The sequence below is a fragment of the Nocardioides jejuensis genome, assembly GCF_004337475.1.
Lineage (GTDB): Bacteria > Actinomycetota > Actinomycetes > Propionibacteriales > Nocardioidaceae > Nocardioides > Nocardioides jejuensis.
In genome coordinates, this window is record NZ_SJZJ01000006.1 from 111062 (window position 1) to 130955 (window position 19894).

Sequence of the window (19894 nt, forward strand, 5' to 3'; positions counted from 1 at the left end):
GTGTGACGCACGTCGAGTGGACAACTGTTCACTGAAAACGGACACTGGTGGGCATGTCCGCTCTTGAGCCCGCTCCCGTCAGCGCCCGCGTCGTCGCCGCGCCGGCTGCCGGTGGCGCGACCCTCCACGGTACCGGTGCCCTCGCCGCGACGTACGCCGAGGACCTGCTGCTCGGCACCGTCCGTGACACGCACCTGGCCATCTCGGGCCGCGTCTGGGGGATCGTCAACCCGCTCACCCTCGGCGCCGGCAAGCCGTCCCAGCTGGTCCATGACGCGATCGCGAACGGCATCTACCGCTCGCTCGGTCAGGGGCTCCGTGGCGGGGCGCGCGTGCTCGAGGTCCAGGACCGCAAGGGTCGCGGTCGACGTACCGAGGAGCTGCGTTTCGGCCGTCACGTGACCTCGGTGGTCAACGGCCTGATCGGCGACCGGCTGACCGAGGACGGCAGCTCCAGCGCGATCCGGATGGCGGTGCGCGACGGCGGGCACGACGTGCCCCTGACGCCGGAGGGTCTCCGTGCTGCGTTCCCGCAGGCCACGGGCCAGGTCGTCGTCTTCGTGCACGGCCTGATGGAGCACGACGAGCACTGGGACCGGCGCGCCGACGAGCTCCCGTCGTACGGCGCCGCCCTGGCCGCCACGGGGGACTGGTCGCCCGTGCGGCTCCGGGTCAACAGCGGCCTCTCCATCGCGGAGAACGGCGTCGCCCTGGCCGCGCTGCTCGACGAGCTGGTGGCCGGATGGCCGGTGCCCGTGACCCGGATCGCCCTCGTCGGCCACTCGATGGGCGGCCTGATCATCCGGCGCGCCTGCGTGGTCGACACCGGTGCGCGCGACCCGTGGCGCGAGCTCGTGACCGACGTCGTCACCCTCGGCACGCCGCACCTCGGCGCCCCGCTCGAGCGGCTCGTGCACCACGGTGCCTGGGCGCTCGGCAAGCTGCCGGAGGTGCGCTCGATCGCCCGCATCCTCGACACCCGTTCCGTCGGCATCTCCGACCTCCGCCGTGGGGTGCGTGACGAGGTCGCGCGGCTGCCGCGTGCCCGCTACCACCTCGTCTCGGCGACCCTGGGCCCGACGGTCTTCCATCCGCTCAGCGTGGCGTTCGGCGACCTGCTGGTGCGCCACCCCTCGGCCATGGGACGCTCTGGCCGCGTCGACCTCTTCCCGGGGGCCAGCACGCTGCACCTGCCCAACACCGACCACTTCGGGCTGCTCAACCACCCCGAGGTGCACCGCAAGCTGAAGGAGTGGCTCGCATGACCGAGTCCCGCACCGCCGACCGTGAGCTTCGCGCCGAGATCAGCATCGACGCGACGCCGGCTCAGGTCTGGGACGCGCTCACCGATCTCTCCCGGATGCCGGCACGCAGCGCGGAGCTGATCTCGATGGTCCCGCTCAAGCGCGGCGGTCTGCGGGTCGGTCAGTGGTACCTCGGCCTCAACCGCCGCAAGGCGATCGTGTGGCCGACGCGCAACGTCGTGAAGCAGGTCGACCCCGAGCGCGCCCTCGCGTGGCACACCGCGACCAGCGGCGCGACGTGGATCTACGAGCTCGAGGCGAACGACGGCGGCACGCGTCTGGTCCAGCGCCGCCCCGTTCCGCGGCTCACCTACATCAGCAAGGCCTTCGCGCCGCTCTTCCTCGGTGGCGGCGCCCCGCACTGCGACGAGCTCGAGCAGCACATGAACGAGGGCCTCGTCGCGCTCAAGGCAGAGGTCGAGCAGGGCTGATTCAGCCCACGGTGAACGCCGAAATCTGCTGTCGGCGAACAGGGCGGTGTGTGCCGTGGAAATGTCGGTGTCCGCGGCTACTGTCGGCCTCGTGAACCAGATCTCCAGCCCCCAGATGGACGGCGGCGCCTCGCCGTCGTACGGCCTCGACGCGGATGTCTACCAGCGGCTGCTCCGTGAGCGCATCGTCTTCCTCGGCTCCGAGGTGCGCGACCAGAACGCCAACGCGATCTGCGCGCAGCTCCTCCTGCTCTCCGCGGAGGACCCGGAGGCCGACATCTTCCTGCACATCAACAGCCCCGGTGGCTCGGTGACGGCGGGCATGGCGATCTACGACACCATGAACTACATCCCCAACGACGTCGCCACGGTCGGCATGGGCCTCGCGGCATCGATGGGTCAGTTCCTGCTCTGCGCCGGCACCCCGGGCAAGCGCTACGCGCTGCCCAACGCGCGCATCATGATGCACCAGCCCTCCTCGGGCATGGGCGGCTCGGCGTCGGACATCAAGATCCAGGCGCAGCAGTCGATCCACGTGAAGAAGGTCCTGACCGAGCTCATCGCCGAGCACACCGGCCAGAGCGTCGAGCAGATCACCGAGGACGCCGACCGCGACCGCTGGTTCACCGCCGAGGAGGCCCTCGAGTACGGCCTCGTCGACCAGGTGATCAAGTCCGCCAAGGAAGCCGTCGACCAGGGCCGTCCGGCTCGCTGAGCCCGGCTCGCAGACAAGGAACTGAGACGTCATGAACTACTACATCCCGCAGTGGGAAGAGCGCACGTCGTACGGCATTCGTCGGATCGACCCCTACGCCAAGCTCTTCGAGGACCGCATCATCTTCCTCGGCACCCCGATCAGCGACGACGTGGCCAACGCGGTCATGGCGCAGCTGCTCTGCCTCGAGTCGATGGACCCCGACCGTGACATCCAGATCTACATCAACTCGCCCGGTGGCTCGTTCACCGCGCTGACGGCGATCTACGACACGATGAAGTTCATCAAGCCCGACGTGCAGACGGTCTGCCTGGGCCAGGCGGCCTCGGCGGCGGCGATCCTGCTCGCGGCCGGTGCGCCCGGCAAGCGCCTCGCGCTGCCCAACAGCCGGATCCTGATCCACCAGCCCTACACCGAGGGCACGTTCGGCCAGACCTCCGACATCGAGATCCAGGCCAACGAGATCCTGCGCATGCGTGAGCTGCTCGAGAAGATGATCTCGGAGCACTCCGGCAAGGACCTCGAGCAGGTCAGCCGCGACATCGAGCGCGACAAGATCCTGACCGCCGAGGCGGCGCTGGAGTATGGCCTGATCGACGGCGTGCTCGAGTCGCGCAAGGCCGCGGCGTTCGTCTGATTCAAGTCGGCCTCCGTGTCGGGCCCCGAAAGGGTCCGACCGGAGGTACCGTCGACACGCTGAACAAGGTTTGAGAGAAGAGGAACCCCGTGGCACGCATTGGTGACGGTGGCGACCTGCTGAAGTGCTCCTTCTGCGGGAAGAGCCAGAAGCAGGTCAAGAAGCTCATCGCGGGCCCCGGCGTCTACATCTGCGACGAGTGCATCGATCTCTGCAACGAGATCATCGAAGAGGAGCTCAGCGAGGGCACCGAGGTCGGCCTCGAGGAGCTGCCCAAGCCGCGCGAGATCTTCGAGTTCCTCAACTCGTACGTGATCGGTCAGGAGCAGGCGAAGAAGTCGCTCGCGGTCGCGGTCTACAACCACTACAAGCGGGTCCAGTCGGGCGCCACGCTCGCCGGCAAGCACGCCAAGGACGAGGTCGAGGTCGCCAAGTCCAACATCCTCGTCATCGGCCCGACCGGCTGTGGCAAGACCTACCTGGCCCAGACGCTCGCGCGGATGCTCAACGTGCCGTTCGCGATCGCCGACGCCACGGCCCTGACCGAGGCCGGCTACGTCGGTGAGGATGTCGAGAACATCCTGCTCAAGCTGATCCAGGCTGCCGACTACGACGTCAAGAAGGCCGAGACCGGCATCATCTACATCGACGAGATCGACAAGGTCGCCCGCAAGGCGGAGAACCCTTCGATCACGCGCGACGTCTCCGGCGAGGGCGTCCAGCAGGCCCTGCTCAAGATCCTCGAGGGCACGTCTGCCTCGGTCCCGCCGCAGGGCGGCCGCAAGCACCCGCACCAGGAGTTCATCCAGATCGACACGACCAACGTGTTGTTCATCGTGGGTGGCGCCTTCGCGGGGCTGGAGCACATCATCGAGCAGCGCGTCGGCAAGAAGTCGCTCGGCTTCACCGCTGAGGTGCGCGGTCAGGAAGAGCGCGACGCGCAGGACCTGCTCTCGCTCGTGCGCCCGGAGGACCTGACCAAGTTCGGCCTGATCCCCGAGTTCATCGGCCGTCTGCCGCTGATCGCCGCCGTCTCCAAGCTCGACCAGGACGCCCTCGTGCAGATCCTGACCGAGCCGAAGAACGCGCTCGTGAAGCAGTACCAGAAGCTCTTCGAGCTCGACGGCGTCGAGCTCGAGTTCACCGATGAGGCCGTCCAGGCCATCGCCGACAAGGCGCTCGAGCGGGGCACCGGTGCCCGTGGCCTGCGCGCGATCATCGAGGAGACGCTCCTCTACGTGATGTACGACGTCCCCTCGCGTGGCGACATCGCCAAGGTGATCGTGACCGGCGAGGTCGTCACCGACGGTGTGGAGCCGACGCTCATCCCGCGCGACGAAGAGCCGAAGAAGAAGAAGTCGGCCTGACGCCTCAGGCCCCCGACTACGACCGTCCCGACACCTCGGGGCGGTCGTAGTTATTTCGGGCCATTTCGCGGAAGTGGACCGCGGAGACCGCTCGTAGCGGGGAGACTTGTGCCGAGGGAGTCTGCACCAGGGAGGGGCCATGGACGCATCACACGCACGGCCGATGACGGCGTACGCCGCCCTGTGTGCTGCCGCGGTGGTGGTCCTCGTCCAGGGGATCGCACCCACGGGGTCCGTTGCTGACTCCATCGCCCACGCAGGCGGGCCCGCGCCGATGGTCGACGTGATCCGCAGCGTGTCGGACGCCGCCAGCGGCGTCTCCGACCTCGGATCGCGCGTGGGGCAGGCCGTCGCGAGCGCCGTCGTCCCGGTCGTGCGGAGCGTGGCGCCGGCGCCCGATGCGCACCCTGCAGCTGGCGCCCGGTCGACGTCCGGGACACAGCACGCCTCGGCGGCCGTCTCGACCACGTCCCACGCCCCGACGCACACCACCACGCACTCGGGAAGCGCTGGCGCCCCGTCGACGGTCACGCCGCGCACCGCGCCGACCCCGACGGACCGACACCACGCCCAGGCCCACCGCAAGGCCGGTCACGCGTCGGCACAGGTGCACCGGAAGTCCGAGCACGCGGCGGCACAGGCACAGCGCAAGGCTGACCACGACGCCGCAAAGGCCGACCGCAAGGCGGCAAAGGCTGACCGCGCCGCGGCGAAGGCCGACCGCAAGGCCGCTCGGGCCGCCCGCCACCACAAGCACTGATCCGCAGCGCCGAGAGGGCAGCACCGCTACGGCGAGAGGGCAGGTACGTCGACGTACCTGCCCTCTCGGCGTCAGGACTCCGGGGGAGCGACGACCTCGGCGGCGACGGTGAGGTCGCCCTCGCCCTCGGCGTAGACGACCTCGCCGGTGATCTTGCCGGCGTTGCGCAGGTCCTGCTCCGCGCTGCGGACGATCTCGAGGACGGCGGCGGGGCCGGTGAACTCGACGCGCGACAGCTCGGTGCGCATCGAGACCTTGGCCTGCGACTTCGCGCCACGGATGCCACCGAGAGCGGCGGCCACCGCGTCGACGGCGGCACCGTCAGCGGCGCCGGCCGAGCCCATCTCGAGCACGGTCGGCCAGGCAGCGTGGTGCACCGAACCGGCCTGCCACCAGGACCAGACCTCCTCGGTGACGTACGGCAGGAACGGCGCCAGCAGGCGCAGCTGGACGTGCAGCGCCAGGGCCAGCGTCGCCTTGGCGGACTCCGAGCCGGCGTACGCGCGCTCCTTGACGAGCTCGAGGTAGTCGTCGCAGAACTCCCAGAAGAACTTCTCCGCCGTCTCCAGCGCGGTCGTGTAGTCGTACGACTCGAACGCCTCGGTGGCGCGGCGTACGACGCCCGCCAGACGACCGGTCAGGGCGACGTCGATCGCCTCGGTGATCGCGACCGGGTTGACGACGGTCGCACCGACGCCGAACTCCGAGTCGAGCACGAAGCGCGAGGCGTTGAGGACCTTCATCGCGAGGCGGCGGCCGACCTTCATCTGCGACTCGTCGAACGGCGAGTCGAGGCCCGGACGGGCCATCGCGGCACGCCAGCGGACGGCGTCCGCGCCGTACTTGTCGAGGATCTCGGTCGGAACGACGACGTTGCCCTTGGACTTCGACATCTTCTTGCGGTCGGGGTCGACGACGAAGCCGGAGAGCATCGCGTGCTTCCACGGGACCGTCTTGTCCTCGTGGTGCGCGCGCACGACGCGGGAGAAGAGCCAGGTGCGGATGATGTCGTGGCCCTGGGTGCAGAGGTCCATCGGGTAGACCGCGGCCCACAGCGCCGGGTCCGTCTCCCAGCCGCCGGCGATCTGCGGGGTCAGCGACGAGGTCGCCCAGGTGTCCATGACGTCCGGGTCGCCGATGAAGCCGCCGGCGACACCGCGCTGCGCCGCCTCGTAGCCCGCGGGCACGTCGGTCGACGGGTCGACCGGCAGCTGCGCCTCGGTTGGGACGATGGGGTTCGCGTAGTCCGGCTCGCCGTCGGCGTCGAGGGAGTACCAGACCGGGAACGGGATGCCGAAGAAGCGCTGGCGCGAGATCAGCCAGTCGCCGTTGAGGCCGGAGATCCAGTTGTCGTAGCGGTGCTGCATGTGCGACGGGTGCCAGTCGATCTGCTTGCCGTCGGCGATCAGCGCCTCGCGCAGGTCGGCGTCGCGGCCGCCGTTCTTCACGTACCACTGGCGGGTGGCGACGATCTCGAGCGGCTTGTCGCCCTTCTCGTAGAAGTTCGTCATGCGCTGGGTGGGCTTCGGCTCGCCGTCGAGGTCACCCGACTCGCGCAGCCAGGTGACCATCTGCTCGCGCGCGGAGAACGCCGTCTTGCCGGCCAGGTCGGCGTCGTACTTCGTGGCGGCATCGCCGGTCAGCCACTCCGGGGTCTCGCGCAGCAGGCGGCCGTCGCGACCGATGACGGTGCGGACCGGGAGCTGCAGCTCGCGCCACCAGGTGACGTCGGTGAGGTCACCGAAGGTGCAGCACATGACCAGGCCGGAGCCCTTGTCCGGCTCGGCGGCCTCGTGCGCCAGGACCGGGACCTCGACGCCGAAGACCGGCGAGGTGGCGGTGGTGCCGAACAGGTGCTGGTAGCGCTCGTCGGTCGGGTGCGCAATCAGCGCCACGCAGGAGACGATCAGCTCGGGACGCGTGGTCTCGATGAAGAGCGGGGTGCCGTCGGGGGCGTGGAACGCGACGCGGTGGTACGCGCCGGCGTACTCGCGCGACTCGAGCTCGGCCTGGGCGACGGCGGTCTGGAAGGTGACGTCCCACAGGGTCGGCGCCTCCTGCAGGTAGGCCTCGCCGCGTGCGAAGTTGCGCAGGAACGCCTTCTGGGAGACGGCCTGTGCCTTCTGGCCGATGGTCGTGTAGGTCTCGTTCCAGTCGACCGAGAGGCCGAGCGTGCGCCACAGCGACTCGAAGACCTTCTCGTCCTCTTCGACCAGCTGCTCGCAGAGCTCGATGAAGTTCGGACGCGAGATCGGGATCTGCTTCTTCGGGTCGGGCTTGGCCGGCGGCTGGAAGTCGGCGTCGTAGGGGAGCGACGGGTCGCAGCGGACGCCGAAGTAGTTCTGCACGCGGCGTTCGGTCGGCAGACCGTTGTCGTCCCAGCCCATCGGGTAGAAGACCGACTTGCCGGTCATCCGCTGGAAGCGCGCGATGACGTCGGTGTGCGTGTAGGAGAAGACGTGGCCGACGTGCAGCGAGCCCGAGACGGTCGGCGGGGGCGTGTCGATCGAGTAGACGTTCTCGCGCGGCTGCGTCCGGTCGAACTTGTAGGTGTCGTCGGCCTTCCACTGCCCGGCCCACTTCGCCTCGAGGCCCTCCAGCGCCGGCTTCTCCGGTACGACGACGGCGCCGGTGGGAGTGGCGTCGGGCGTCTCGGGGGCGGCGTTCTGGGGAGTCTCAGTCATGGGCGGGAGTTTACGGGCGCGCGCGGGACCGGAGAAAACCGGTTCTCGCAGGTGAGAGCGGGGAGCGCCCGTGCGTCGGTCGTGGACATCGCGTGCCTCGTCCGACGCTGACATCTCCGCGATTGCTTCCTAGGCTGGGGTCGTGGCCCCCGACCTCGCGTTGCGGGACGTCGCACGCTCGGCGGCGTTCCTCCAGGACCCGGTGCCCCGGCTTCTCCTCGATGCCGGGTGGGTGGTCCGCGCGGTCAACCCGGCCTACCTCCGTGCCACCGATCGTGACGCCGAGGACCTGATCAGCTCGTTCCTCTTCGATGCCTTCCCGGACAACCCCGACGATGCGGCAGCCGACGGCGTACGCAATCTCACCGCGTCCCTGGAGAGTGCGCTGCGCTCGGGGGAGGCGCACGACATGTTCGTCCAGAAGTACGACGTCCCCGCGCGCGACGGTGGATTCACCATGAAGTACTGGTCGCCGTGCAACATCCCGGTGATCCCTGAGCAGGGTCGGCGGGCGGTCGGCGTCGTGCACAGCGTCGAGGACGTGACGACGTTCTGGACGGCACTGCTCGGGCAGGAGATGCCGACAGAGGGGATCGTCGTTCCTCCGGTGCTGGCGCGGGCGCTGACTCGCAACGCGCTGGCGTACGAACGGGCCGGGCAGGAGGTCGCCGAACTGCGCGTCGCGCTCGAGAGCCGGGTGGTGATCGAGCAGGCCAAGGGTGTGCTGATCGGGCGCCACGGCTGCTCGCCGGAGGAAGCCTTCGCCGAGCTCCGCACGATCGCGCGCAGCAGCCGGCGGCCGCTGCGCGAGGTGGCGTTCGAGGTGGTCCAGGACGCACTCGGCCGCCACACGCCCTAGTCGCTGCGCAACCGGTGGTGCTCCTGAGCGGTGCCGATCGCCACGGTGAGCGTCGTGTAGGCGCGCTTGAGCTCGGCCATGCTGCGGTCAGCGGCCTCGAGGGCCAGCGTTGCCCGGGCCCGGCTGAGGCGGTCGATGTCGTTGGCCGCGAAGGCGGCGGTGCTGCGCCCCGAGCGGATCGGCGACCAGGTCGTCGATCGGGCCTCGGTCCACGCGAGCTTGACGATGCGGTCGACGGTGACGTCGGAGCTGACGAACCCTGAAGTGCCGGTCACGATGCTGATCCATGCTGGGGTGGCGCGAACCAGTCACCGGGGTCCGGGGTGACCGGCGCTCGCCAACGGCGAGTCGAGGACACGAGTCTAGACCGGTTCCGGCGCGTTGGCGGAGAAAAGTGCCGGCTCCTGCGCCCGCCTAGACTGGCTCCGCGATGACTGACTTTCCCGTGGCTGAAGGCCGCCCTGCCCAGACCTTCAACGAGGCCGAGGACGCGCTGCTGTCCCGGTGGCCCGAGACCCGGCTCGAGCCGTCGCTCGACCGCATCCTGGCGTTCACCGAGCTGCTCGGCCGGCCGCAGGACTCCTACCCGGTGATCCACCTGACCGGCACCAACGGCAAGACCTCGACCTCGCGCATGATCGACACGCTGCTGCGCACGCTCAACCTGCGCACGGGTCGTTTCACCAGCCCGCATGTCGAGAAGATGAGCGAGCGGATCTGCATCGACGGCGAGCCGCTCAGCGACGAGGCGTTCGTGGCGACGTTCAACGAGGTCGCGCCGTACCTGCACGTCGTCGACGCGACCGAGGCCCACCCGATGAGCTTCTTCGAGTCGATGGTCGCGATGGCGTACGCCGCGTTCGCCGACGCTCCGGTCGACGCGGCCGTGGTCGAGGTCGGCATGGGTGGCTCCTGGGACGCCACCAACGTCGTCGACGCGCAGGTTGCCGTCGTCCTTCCGGTTGCGATGGACCACGCCCAGTACCTCGGAGACACCCTCGTCGACATCGCCCGCGAGAAGGCCGGCATCATCAAGCCCGGCGCGACCGTCGTGCTCGCCGAGCAGAACGCCGACGTGGCCACCGTCCTCCTCGAGCGCGCCGCCGAGGTCGGAGCCACGGTCGCCCGCGAGGGCATGGAGTTCGGCGTCGTCTCGCGGGTCCCCGCGGTCGGCGGTCAGCACCTCTCGATCCAGGGCCTCCGCGCACGCTACGACGACCTCTTCCTGCCGCTCTACGGCGCGCACCAGGCCCAGAACGCCGCCGTCGCGCTGGCTGCGGTCGAGGCGTTCCTGGGCGACGGCGTGCTCGCCGACGACGTGGTCCGCGAGGCGTTCGCGCTGGCCAGCAGCCCGGGCCGGCTCGAGGTCGTGCGTCGTTCGCCGACCGTCGTCCTCGACGCGGCCCACAACCCGCACGGCGCGGCTGCCAGTGCCGCTGCGCTCGTGGACTCGTTCGCCTTCGAGCCGCTCATCGGCGTGATGGGCGTGATGGAGGACAAGGACGTCGAGGGTGTCCTCGCTGCGTTCGAGCCGCACTTCAACCACCTGGTCTGCACCCAGAACTCCCTGCCGCGCTCCATGTCGGCGGCCGACCTGGGCCGGCTCGCGGCCGGTGTCTTCGGCGAGGACCGCGTCACGGTCGAGCCCGACCTGAGTGACGCGATCGACCGCGCGGCCGGGCTGGCCGAAGCGGGAGCGGCCTTCGGTGAGTCGATCGGCTCCGGCGGCGTCCTCGTGACCGGCTCCGTCGTGACCGTGGGTGAGGCCCGCGCCCTGCTGGTGCACAAGGACGACGCGATCGACCGGGCCGCGGCACGGACCGCCGAGCGCATCGCGATGCGCGAGTCGAAGCCGATCGAGACCGCCGACTGGGAGGACGAGGCATGAGCGAGAACCTGCCGCTCGACGACAACATCGCCGAGGACATCGCCAACCGCAAGATCACGGGTGCCCGTCGCGCCATGTGCGCCGCGATCCTGACGCTCGAGGCCATCGCCTTCGGCCTGGTCACGCCGGTGCTGCTGACGCTCACCTCGATCTCCACCGGCCTTGCGCTGTTGATCGGCCTCGGTTTCGTGGTCGCCTGCATCGTGCTCGCCGGCATGCTCAAGCGTCCGTGGGGCTACGGCGCAGGTCACCTTGTCCAGGCGCTCGCCGTCGGCCTCGGTCCCGTCGTCGGGATGATGTACGTCGTCGGTGGCCTCTTCGCGCTGCTGTGGTTCACCGCGTACTGGCTCGGCGGCAAGATCGAGCGCGAGAAGGCCGAGGCCTGGGCGGCCTGGGACGCCCAGCAGGCGGAGTCCGCGCCGCAGTGAGCGAGCTGCCCGTCGAGCGACGTACCTATGAGTACGTCTGCGACGACCGGACGCCGCGCCGCATGGCGAAGGCCCTCAATGGGCGCGTCCGGCTCCTCGCTGCATTCGAGATTGCCGTTGGGGCGTTCATCGCCGCGCTGAACCTGATTGACCCCGACCCGAGCTGGTTCCCGGTGGTCCTCTTCGGTGCCATGGGCTGCGCCTTCCTCTGGATGGCTGGTCCGCGGCGCTTCGTCCCTACAGCGGGGAAGGGGATCGTGATCCGCTCCTCGTTCGGCGCGAGCGATGTCGAGTTCCAGGGAGCGGTTGCCTCGGTGCGGATTCCGTACGTGTCGTTCAGGTTGGTGGAGGCCAAAGGTGACGTCGTCCGCTACCGCCTCCAGCGGAGCCGGATGCGTTGCGGCCTTCCGATCGAGGTGTTTCCCCCGCACGAGGTTGAGCTGGTCAAGGCTGCCGCCGGCATCTGACGTCGAGATCTTCGCCGTGGTGATCATCTCGACGCTCCGGGCGCCCATTGATCGTCAAGGTCTTCGCCCCTGTGAAGACCTTGACGGCGGGGCTCGACTGCCGTGGCAATCCGGGTGGCAATCCGGGCGGCGTACGGCGTGGGCCGAGGGTTTCGCTAGGGTCTGAGGCATGACCCAGCGCACCCTCGTCCTCGTCAAGCCCGACGGCGTCCGTCGCAACCTCACGGGCGAGGTCATCCGCCGCATCGAGGCGAAGGGCTACACGCTCGTCGCCCTCGAGCGGAAGCAGGCCACCCGCGAGATGCTCGCGCAGCACTACGCCGAGCACGAGGGCAAGCCCTTCTACGAGCCGCTCGTCGAGTTCATGCTCTCCGGCCCGGTCACCGCGGCCGTCTTCGAGGGCGAGCGCGTCATCGAGGGCTTCCGTTCCCTCGCCGGTGCCACCGACCCGACCGTCGCTGCCCCGGGCACCATCCGTGGTGACCTCGGCCGCGACTGGGGCCTCAAGGTCCAGCAGAACATCGTGCACGGCTCGGACTCCGAGGAGTCCTCGGCCCGCGAGATCGCGATCTGGTTCCCGGGCCTGGGGCGTGTCTGACAAACCCTCGCCTGCTGCGCGCCGCCCGGTACGCGCGCTGCCCGCGTTGTCGTCAGTCGCCGTGGCTCCGCCACGGCTCCCTCCTCCGCCTTGCCAGCCCACGCCCCGGACACCGCTCGCGACGGCGACGGCTTGTCAGACACGCCCTGGCCTGATGCCCGTACGCCGGCGCGCGATCGCGGTTGCGGTCCTCGTCGGCCTGGTGCTCTCGGGGTGCTCGGCGCTCGGCCTCGGGGCAGATGATCCCGTCGCTGCACCACGTCCCGACGGCACGCCCCCGCGTTGCCACGGCGTGGCGTACGACGACGTGCGCGGGCGCGCCGCTGACCTGATGCGACCGCCGCTCCAGGAGCATCCTGTGCAGGCCGCCGTCTGCGCGGCGTACTGGATCCCGCAGGTGGATCGTGACTTCGTCCCGCAGGCGCTCGCCGTCGACGGGTCGCGGATCTTCGTCGGTGGCTACCGCTGGGAGCGGTCCTTCGGCAACCGCAACTGCCAGATCGCCGTGCTCGACCGGCGCACGGGGCGGGTCACGGCGTTCGAGGACCGGCTGTCGCTGCCGGACGGCGACTTCTGCCGCCACGGTGGGGGACTGGAGCTCGACGACGCGGGGCTGTGGGTCCTCGAGACCGGCCGGCTGTGGCTGCTCGACCCCGACCGGATCGGTCGCGGCGGCTCGCTCCGGCACGTGTGGCGGCTCCCGCGCGGTGTTCGTGGCTCGACCCTCGTGGTCCACGGCGACCGGATCGGTGTGGGCGGCTACCGACCGCACAAGGGCAGTCGGCTGTGGTGGTTCGACCGGAGCCGCACGCTCGCCAGCGACGTCATGCCCACGCCCAAGGCCGGGGGAGCGCTGCCGTCGAGGCTGCAGGGCATCGGCGCCGGGCCCGGTGGAGTGTGGCTCAACCGCAGCGGCACCCACTGCGCCGAGCTGCGTACGCCGGAGGGACGGCGGCTCGCCTTCGTGCCCGGTTCGGAGGACGTCGACTTCCGCGGTCGCGACATCTGGACCGTGAGCGAGTCCGCGACCCAGGGGTACCTCGACCCGCACGAGCTCGTGGTCCCGCAGGTCCTCCAGCTCGACCGCAGCCAGGTCGAGCGCGCGCCCCGGGCCGACTGCGACTTCTGACGGATCCCGGCCGGGGCTACTTGCGTCCGCCGCCGAGCAGACCGCCGAGGACGTTGCTCAGGATCGAGCCCGCGAGGCCGCCACCGGAGCCACCCGTCGCGCCACCGAGCACCTGGCCAAGGACCTGGCCGAGCACGTCGCCGCTGCCACCGGACGACGGGGCGGCGCCCTTGCCGGCCATCTGCTTGGCGATCCACGCCATCACGATCGGGGCGAGCAGCGGAATCAGCTTCTGCAGCAGGCCCGACGGGACGCCGGTCGAGCCGAGCTGGTTGATCACCTGCTCCTGGTTGGCACCGAAGATGTGGGAGGCGATCTGCGCACCCTCCGCGGCGTCGACCTGCGTGCCGTCGCCGCCCTCGTGCTGGGAGAGCGCCTCGAGGAGGGAGCCGAGGCCGCCGCCCTCGGCGTTCGCGTGGAGGCCGCCGAGCAGCGCGGGCAGGGCGACACCCGCGGCCTGGCGAACGGCGTCGGGGGACTCGCCGGTCTGGGCGGCGAGCGAGTCGATGGGCAGGCTGGCCAGCAGTGCGTCGAGATCGGACATGTCCGGAACCTAACCCGCCGTGCAGCGTCCTGACCATGCCCGCGTCGAAACCCGCGACTCAAGGCGGAAAAACCCGGGATTCAACGGGGCAAAAGCCGGGTTTCGACGGCGCGCGGCGAGCCTCCCGGTTTCACCCGGTCTGGCTCCTTAACCTCGTGGGCGAGTGCGGAGGGTCGCGTAGCCGGTTCGTCGTACCCGTTTCCTTCCCCCGAATTTCGACCAGAGGCTCCAGAACCATGGCGAACAGCTTCATCGGACGCGACATGGCCGTCGATCTCGGCACGGCCAACACGCTCGTCTACGTCCGTGGCAAGGGCATCATGCTCGACGAGCCCTCCGTGGTCGCCCTCAACGAGTCGACCGGCGAGGTCATCGCCGTCGGCCACGAGGCCAAGCGCATGGTCGGCCGTACGCCGGACAACATCAGCGCCATCCGCCCGCTCAAGGACGGCGTGATCGCCGACTTCGACGCCACTGAGCAGATGCTGCGCTTCTTCATCCAGCAGGTGCACCGCCGCCGCTACTTCGCCAAGCCGCGCCTCGTCGTCTGCGTGCCGAGCGGCATCACCGCCGTCGAGCAGCGCGCGGTCAAGGAGGCCGGCTACCAGGCCGGCGCCCGCCGGGTCTACATCGTCGAGGAGCCGATGGCTGCCGCGATCGGTGCCGGGCTCCCGGTCCACGAGGCCACGGGCAACATGGTCGTCGACGTCGGCGGCGGCACGACGGAGGTCGCGGTGATCTCCCTCGGCGGCATCGTCACGTCGCTCAGCGTCCGCACCGCCGGTGACGACCTCGACCAGGCGATCATCGCGTGGATGAAGAAGGAGCACTCCCTGATGCTGGGGGAGCGCACCGCTGAAGAGATGAAGATGACCCTCGGGTCGGCGTTCCCGCTGAGCAAGGAGCCCGAGGCCGAGATCCGCGGCCGCGACATGGTCTCCGGCCTGCCGCGCACGGTCGTCATCTCCAGCGCCGAGCTCCGTCAGGCGCTCGAGGAGCCGCTCCACAGCATCGTCGACGCCGTCCGCACGACGCTCGACCAGACGCCGCCCGAGCTGGCCGGCGACATCATGGACCGCGGCATCGTCCTGACCGGTGGCGGCGCGCTGCTCCGCGGCCTCGACGAGCGGATCCGCCACGAGACCGGCATGCCGGTCCACGTCGCGGAGGAGCCGCTGACGTCGGTCGCCCTGGGCGCCGGCAAGTGCGTCGAGGAGTTCGAGGCCCTCCAGCAGGTGCTCGTCTCCGGCCCGCGGCGGTACTGATGGCCGGACGCGAGAAGCGCTGGCGCGGGCTCGACCGCCTGGAGCCGGCGGACCGGTCGTCGCGCTCGACCCTCGTGGCGCTGGTGCTGACCTGCGCCACCCTGATCACGCTCGACCACGTCGGCGGCGCGCTCGACCCGGCCCGCCGGCTTGTCGGCGAGGTCGTCGGCCCCGCGGAGGACGCCGCCAACGGCGTCGTCGCCCCGTTCGAGGCGATCCCGCGCTGGTTCCACACCAAGAGCGGCCTCGAGGACCGGGTCGAGGAGCTCGAGGCGCAGAACGCCCAGCTCAAGCAGCAGGTCGCCACGACCGCGCTCGACCGCAACCGCCTCGCCGAGTACGACGGCCTGGCCGGCACGGCGACGACGCTCCACCACGTCCTCGTGCCCGCCCACGTCATCGCCTACGGTCCGGCGCAGTCGTTCTCGCAGACCGTCACGATCGACGCCGGCACGTCGTCCGGCATCCACGCCGACCTGACGGTGCTCAACAACGACGGCCTCGTCGGCCGCGTCCTGTCTGCCACCCGCACGACGGCGACCGTCGTCCTCCTCCTCGACCGCCACTCGGTGGTCGGTGGGCGGCTGGGCGGCAGCATGGAGGTCGGCTTCCTGCAGGGCCGTGGCGAGCTCTCCGGCGGTGCGACCCTTGACCTCAAGCTCAACGACGGTGCGTTCGTCGCCAACGAGGGCGACACGGCCGTCACGTGGGGCAGCGAGGACGGCGCGCCGTACATCGCGGGTGTCCCGATCGGCAAGGTCACCGCCGTCTACTCCAGCCCCCGTGAGACCTCGCGTCGCGTGGAGATCAAGCCGTTCGTCGACTTCACCTCGCTCGACCTGGTCGGCGTCGCGGTGCCGTCCGGCACCCGTTCGGACCGCGGCCTGGTCAAGCCCGGCAAGGAGGCCACCCGATGAGCCTGATCCGGGGCTTCGTGGCCTTCCTGATCCTCCTGGTGGCCGTCGTGCTCCAGGTGACCTTCTTCCCGCACCTGGCCTGGCACGGTGTCGTGCCGGACCTCGCGCTCCTCGTCGTGGTCGCGGCGGGCCTGACCCGGGGCCCGCAGTTCGCGGCGATCCTCGGCTTCGTCGGCGGCCTGCTCCTCGACCTCGCTCCACCGGCTGACCACTACGCCGGTCGCTGGGCGCTCGCGCTGGTCGTCGTCGGCTACGTCGTCGGCCGCCTGCGCGTGCCCGGCCAGGGCGGCCGCCCGGAGCCGGTGATGGTCGTGGCGGCCGCGGCTGCCGCGTCGTTCCTCGGCACGTCGCTCTTCGCGCTGACCGGCCTGGTCCTCAAGGACCCCGTCGTCTCCGTGCCGGACATGCTCCAGGTGATCCTGGTGGCGCTCGTGTGGGACGTCCTGCTGACGCCGCTGCTCGTCCCGGCGCTGATGGTGCTCTTCCGCCGCACCGAGCCTGCCCGGGTCTCGCTGGCATGAGCTTCCGTCCCACCTCCGCCGCAGCCGAGCGCAGCCGCATGCGGCTGATCGTGCTCCAGGCGCTCGTCCTGTCGCTCTTCGCGACCCTCCTGGTCCGGCTCTGGTACCTCCAGGTCGCCTCCGGCGACGACTACCGCGCCAAGGCTGCGTCGCAGTCGGTGCGTGAGGTCGTCGTCCAGCCCGACCGCGGCCTGATCGTGGACGCCGAGGGCCGGCCGCTGGTGGCCAACCGCAGCTCGTGGGTGGTCTCCATCGACCGTACGACGCTGGGCCAGATGTCCTCCGACGAGCAGGACGTGCTCCTCGAGCGCGTCGCCAAGGCGCTCCACCACAAGCTCAAGGACGTCCAGGGCCGGCTCCTCAACTGCGGCACCGAGGGATCGGTGGCCGGCACCTGCTGGAACGGCTCGCCGTTCCAGCCCGTCCCGGTCGACGACGATGTCGACCAGCAGACCGCGCAGCTGATCCGTGAGCAGGCCGAGGACTACCCGGCGGTCGTCGTCCAGGAGCAGTCGGTCCGCGCCTACCCGCGCCCGTTCGGTGTCGAGGCCGCCCACGTCCTCGGCTACCTCAGCCCGGTCACGGAGGACGAGCTCACCGCCGCGGAGAAGAAGCACGACCTCTCGGTCAACGGAGCCTCCCAGGTCGGCCGCGCCGGCGTGGAGAAGGAGTACGACGAGTACCTCCGCGGCATGCCCGGCTACCAGCACGTCGCAGTCGACTCGAAGGGACGCGTGCTGGGGGAGTCCGGCCGCGACGACGCCGTCCCCGGCGACACGCTCGTCACCTCGATCGACGCGAAGGTGCAGGGCGTCGCGGAGTCCGAGCTGCACAAGGCGATCCTCGCCGCGCGTCTGCGCACCGACCGCAACGGCCAGCACTACCGCGCCGACTCCGGCGCTGTCGTCGTCCTCGACGCGCACACCGGACGGATCGTCGCGATGGCCAGCGAGCCGACGTACAACCCGGGCATCTGGGTCGGCGGCATCACCCAGAAGCAGCTGACCCACCTCTACTCCGAGAAGGCCGGCACCCCGCTGCTCGCGCGTGCCATGCAGGGCCAGTTCGCGCCCGGCTCGACCTGGAAGCCGATCATGACCGTCGGCGCGCTGACCAACGGCATGAGCACCGACACCCGCCTGAACTGCTCGCCGTCCGTGCAGATCGGCAACCGTGCCTTCGGCAACTACGAGTCCGAGTCGTTCGGCATGATCGACTTCAAGACCGCGATCACGGTCTCCTGCAACACGTTCTTCTACCGCGTGGGCCTCTACTTCTGGCAGAAGTACGGCTCGGACCCGGCCAACGAGAACGCCAAGGACCCGCTCGTCGACGAGGCGAAGAAGTTCGGCTTCGGCAAGGCCACGGGCATCGACATCCCGGGCGAGGCCTCAGGCCGGATCGCCGACCGGCACTGGAAGCGCGCCTACTACGACTCGATGAAGAACTACTACTGCAAGCTGGAGAAGCACCCGGGTGACGCCTCGGCGTTCGTCCGGCTCTTCGCTCGCGAGTTCTGCGCGGAGGGCTACCTCTACCGCGCCGGCGACGCCGCCAACTTCGCCATCGGCCAGGGCGACACGATCGTCACCCCGCTCCAGCTCGCCCGCGCGTACGCCGCCCTGGCGAACGGCGGCACGCTCTACCGGCCGACCGTCGGCAAGGCGATCGTCGATGCCGACGGCAAGCTGGTGAAGCGGATCGCCCCGGTCGCCCAGGCGAAGGTGCGGATGCCGAAGCGGATCCTCGACTACGTCCGCGACGCGATGAACAACGTGACCCTCGCCGGCACGCTGGCCGGCACCTTCGCGGGCTGGCCGCAGGACAAGGTGACGATGCACGGCAAGACCGGAACGGCGGAGGTCTACGGCAAGCAGACCACCGGCTGGGTCGGCTCCTACACCAAGGACTACGTCGTCGTGTCGATGATCAGCCAGGCCGGCACCGGTGCCGGCGCCAACAGCGTGGTCGTCCGCAAGATCTGGGACACCCTCTACGGCTTCGGTGAGGACGCGGCGTCCTCGAAGCCCGCCATCCCGGGTGTCACCGAGAGCGACTCCCTCCCGGTCTTCTCTCCCGACGGTGCGATCCTGCCGCCGGTCCGCAAGGAGGGCGAGTGAGTACGCAGCGTCCCGGCCTGGGCCGGCACGGCCTCGACTGGATCCTGATGGGCTCCGTGCTCGTCCTGACCTTCGTCGGTGCGCTGCTGGTCTGGTCGGCCACGAGCGAGCGCGACACGCTCACCGGCGGTGACCCGACGGCGTTCCTCCGCAAGACGCTGGTCAACGTCGCCATCGGCCTGGTGCTCATGGTGATGGTGCTCGCGACCGACCACCGCTGGGTGCGGATCCTGGCTCCCTTCGTGTACGTCGGGTCGCTCGTCGGCCTGCTGCTCGTGCTCGTGATGGGCTCGACGATCAACGGCTCGAAGTCGTGGGTGCAGCTCGGCGGCATGTCGATCCAGCCGTCGGAGTTCGCCAAGCTCGCGGTGATCATCGGCATGTCGCTCTTCGTCGCCGAGCGCTTCGAGGGCCGCTCCCGGCGCCAGGTCGGCACCGGTGAGGTGATCGGCATGCTGCTCATCGCGGGACTGCCCGCAGGCCTGATCCTGCTGCAGCCCGACATGGGCACCACGCTGGTGCTGGCGGCGACCGTCTTCGGCGTGCTCTCGGTGGCCGGGGCACCGGCGAAGTGGCTGCTCGGGCTCCTCGCAGGCGGCGTGTTCGTGGCCACCGTGGCGATCAAGCTGCACGTGCTGAAGCAGTACCAGATCGACCGCTTCCTGGCCTTCCTCAACCCCGACCTCGACCCGCGCGGTGCCGGCTACAACGTCGAGCAGGCGCGCACCGCGGTCGGCAACGGTGGCTGGTTCGGGCAGGGGCTCTTCCACGGCTCGCAGACCCGCTCGGGCTTCGTGCCCGAGCAGCAGACCGACTTCATCTTCACCGTGGCGGGCGAGGAGCTGGGCCTGATCGGCGCCGGCCTCCTGATCGGCCTGATCTGCCTCATCGTCTGGCGCGCGCTGGTGATCTCGCGCGAGTCGCGTGACATCTTCGGCCGGGCCGCCGCTGCCGGCATCGCCTGCTGGTTCGCGTTCCAGGCGTTCCAGAACATCGGCATGTGCATGGGCATCATGCCGGTCACCGGCGTACCGCTGCCGTTCGTGTCGTACGGCGGCTCGTCGATGTTCGCGGGGATGCTCGCCATCGGACTGCTGCAGAACATCCACCTGCGGGGCGCTCCGGCCCTGCCCACGCGCTTCTCGGCAGCCCGGGTCTTCACCACCCGCTGACCCGCTGGCCGTCGGTCGCTGTGGTGGGTGGCCTGCGCCGGGGTGCTCTCCGGCTTCGTTGGCGCTGCGCTCGCCAGGGCTCGCTCCG

At 70.1% G+C, this 19894-nt stretch carries 20 protein-coding genes; 17 read left to right on the top strand and 3 right to left on the bottom strand.

What is annotated here, in order from left to right; all coding sequences use genetic code 11:
• Positions 1-53 precede the first annotated feature (53 nt).
• The 6 genes from EPD65_RS05685 (at position 54) to EPD65_RS05710 (ending at position 5214) form a co-directional block, all read left to right on the top strand.
• A complete protein-coding gene (locus EPD65_RS05685) occupies positions 54-1265 on the top strand; it encodes a lipase family alpha/beta hydrolase (RefSeq protein WP_131582195.1) in 1212 nt (403 codons plus the stop codon).
• Positions 1262-1735 carry an SRPBCC family protein gene (locus EPD65_RS05690; protein ID WP_131582196.1) on the top strand — a complete coding sequence of 158 codons (474 nt, stop codon included), beginning with the start codon at positions 1262-1264 and terminating at the stop codon, positions 1733-1735. Before EPD65_RS05685 ends, EPD65_RS05690 begins: the two co-directional genes overlap by 4 nt.
• Before the next feature lie 115 nt (positions 1736-1850).
• The gene (locus tag EPD65_RS05695) at positions 1851-2450 is read left to right on the top strand and encodes an ATP-dependent Clp protease proteolytic subunit (protein WP_207891428.1); all 600 of its coding nucleotides are present in this window, start codon (positions 1851-1853) and stop codon (positions 2448-2450) included.
• Between the two features lie 31 nt (positions 2451-2481).
• Positions 2482-3087, top strand: coding sequence for an ATP-dependent Clp protease proteolytic subunit (locus tag EPD65_RS05700; RefSeq protein WP_131582198.1), 606 nt, complete (start codon positions 2482-2484; stop codon positions 3085-3087).
• Positions 3088-3176: 89 nt separating this feature from the next.
• Positions 3177-4454 (top strand): ATP-dependent Clp protease ATP-binding subunit ClpX, encoded by a 1278-nt coding sequence (gene clpX, locus EPD65_RS05705; RefSeq protein WP_131582199.1) that lies wholly within the window; start codon positions 3177-3179, stop codon positions 4452-4454.
• Between the two features lie 139 nt (positions 4455-4593).
• A complete protein-coding gene (locus EPD65_RS05710; RefSeq protein WP_131582200.1) occupies positions 4594-5214 on the top strand; it encodes a hypothetical protein in 621 nt (206 codons plus the stop codon).
• A gap of 71 nt (positions 5215-5285) precedes the next feature.
• Here the strand turns inward: EPD65_RS05710 and valS are convergent, their stop codons facing one another.
• Positions 5286-7898 carry a valine--tRNA ligase gene (gene valS / locus EPD65_RS05715; protein ID WP_131582201.1) on the bottom strand — a complete coding sequence of 871 codons (2613 nt, stop codon included), beginning with the start codon at positions 7896-7898 and terminating at the stop codon, positions 5286-5288.
• Positions 7899-8040: 142 nt separating this feature from the next.
• Between valS and EPD65_RS16525 the strand changes: the two genes are divergently transcribed.
• On the top strand, positions 8041-8757 hold the full coding sequence (locus EPD65_RS16525) for an ANTAR domain-containing protein (RefSeq protein WP_131582202.1): 717 nt from the start codon (positions 8041-8043) through the stop codon (positions 8755-8757).
• Here EPD65_RS16525 and EPD65_RS05725 read toward each other — a convergent pair.
• Positions 8754-9032 carry a hypothetical protein gene (locus EPD65_RS05725; RefSeq protein ID WP_131582203.1) on the bottom strand — a complete coding sequence of 93 codons (279 nt, stop codon included), beginning with the start codon at positions 9030-9032 and terminating at the stop codon, positions 8754-8756. The two genes, EPD65_RS16525 and EPD65_RS05725, sit on opposite strands and share 4 nt — an antisense overlap.
• Positions 9033-9187: 155 nt before the next feature.
• Between EPD65_RS05725 and EPD65_RS05730 the strand changes: the two genes are divergently transcribed.
• From EPD65_RS05730 to EPD65_RS05750, 5 genes are all read left to right on the top strand, one after another.
• Entirely contained in the window at positions 9188-10645 is a 1458-nt protein-coding gene (locus tag EPD65_RS05730; protein WP_131582204.1) for a bifunctional folylpolyglutamate synthase/dihydrofolate synthase, read from the top strand.
• Complete coding sequence (locus EPD65_RS05735; RefSeq protein ID WP_243640459.1) at positions 10642-11073, top strand: DUF4233 domain-containing protein; 432 nt, start codon at positions 10642-10644, stop codon at positions 11071-11073. The genes EPD65_RS05730 and EPD65_RS05735 overlap by 4 nt, the downstream gene beginning before the upstream one ends.
• A complete protein-coding gene (locus EPD65_RS05740) occupies positions 11070-11540 on the top strand; it encodes a hypothetical protein (protein ID WP_131582205.1) in 471 nt (156 codons plus the stop codon). Before EPD65_RS05735 ends, EPD65_RS05740 begins: the two co-directional genes overlap by 4 nt.
• Positions 11541-11709: 169 nt before the next feature.
• A complete protein-coding gene (ndk, locus tag EPD65_RS05745) occupies positions 11710-12138 on the top strand; it encodes a nucleoside-diphosphate kinase (protein ID WP_131582206.1) in 429 nt (142 codons plus the stop codon).
• A gap of 154 nt (positions 12139-12292) precedes the next feature.
• Complete coding sequence (locus EPD65_RS05750) at positions 12293-13267, top strand: hypothetical protein (RefSeq protein ID WP_131582207.1); 975 nt, start codon at positions 12293-12295, stop codon at positions 13265-13267.
• 16 nt (positions 13268-13283) lie between these two features.
• Here EPD65_RS05750 and EPD65_RS05755 read toward each other — a convergent pair whose 3' ends face one another.
• Entirely contained in the window at positions 13284-13811 is a 528-nt protein-coding gene (locus EPD65_RS05755) for a DUF937 domain-containing protein (protein WP_131582208.1), read from the bottom strand.
• 236 nt (positions 13812-14047) lie between these two features.
• Here EPD65_RS05755 and EPD65_RS05760 point away from each other — a divergent pair, with 236 nt between their 5' ends.
• From EPD65_RS05760 to rodA, 5 genes are read left to right on the top strand one after another with little or no spacing between them, the layout of a single operon-like run.
• Positions 14048-15076 carry a rod shape-determining protein gene (locus EPD65_RS05760; protein ID WP_165872902.1) on the top strand — a complete coding sequence of 343 codons (1029 nt, stop codon included), beginning with the start codon at positions 14048-14050 and terminating at the stop codon, positions 15074-15076.
• Complete coding sequence (mreC, locus tag EPD65_RS05765; RefSeq protein ID WP_131582209.1) at positions 15076-15993, top strand: rod shape-determining protein MreC; 918 nt, start codon at positions 15076-15078, stop codon at positions 15991-15993. Before EPD65_RS05760 ends, mreC begins: the two co-directional genes overlap by 1 nt.
• Positions 15990-16514, top strand: coding sequence for a rod shape-determining protein MreD (gene mreD, locus EPD65_RS05770; RefSeq protein ID WP_131582210.1), 525 nt, complete (start codon positions 15990-15992; stop codon positions 16512-16514). Before mreC ends, mreD begins: the two co-directional genes overlap by 4 nt.
• Complete coding sequence (gene mrdA, locus EPD65_RS05775; RefSeq protein ID WP_131582211.1) at positions 16511-18634, top strand: penicillin-binding protein 2; 2124 nt, start codon at positions 16511-16513, stop codon at positions 18632-18634. The genes mreD and mrdA overlap by 4 nt, the downstream gene beginning before the upstream one ends.
• A complete protein-coding gene (gene rodA, locus EPD65_RS05780) occupies positions 18631-19806 on the top strand; it encodes a rod shape-determining protein RodA (protein WP_243640460.1) in 1176 nt (391 codons plus the stop codon). Before mrdA ends, rodA begins: the two co-directional genes overlap by 4 nt.
• The last annotated feature ends 88 nt before the right edge of the window (positions 19807-19894 follow it).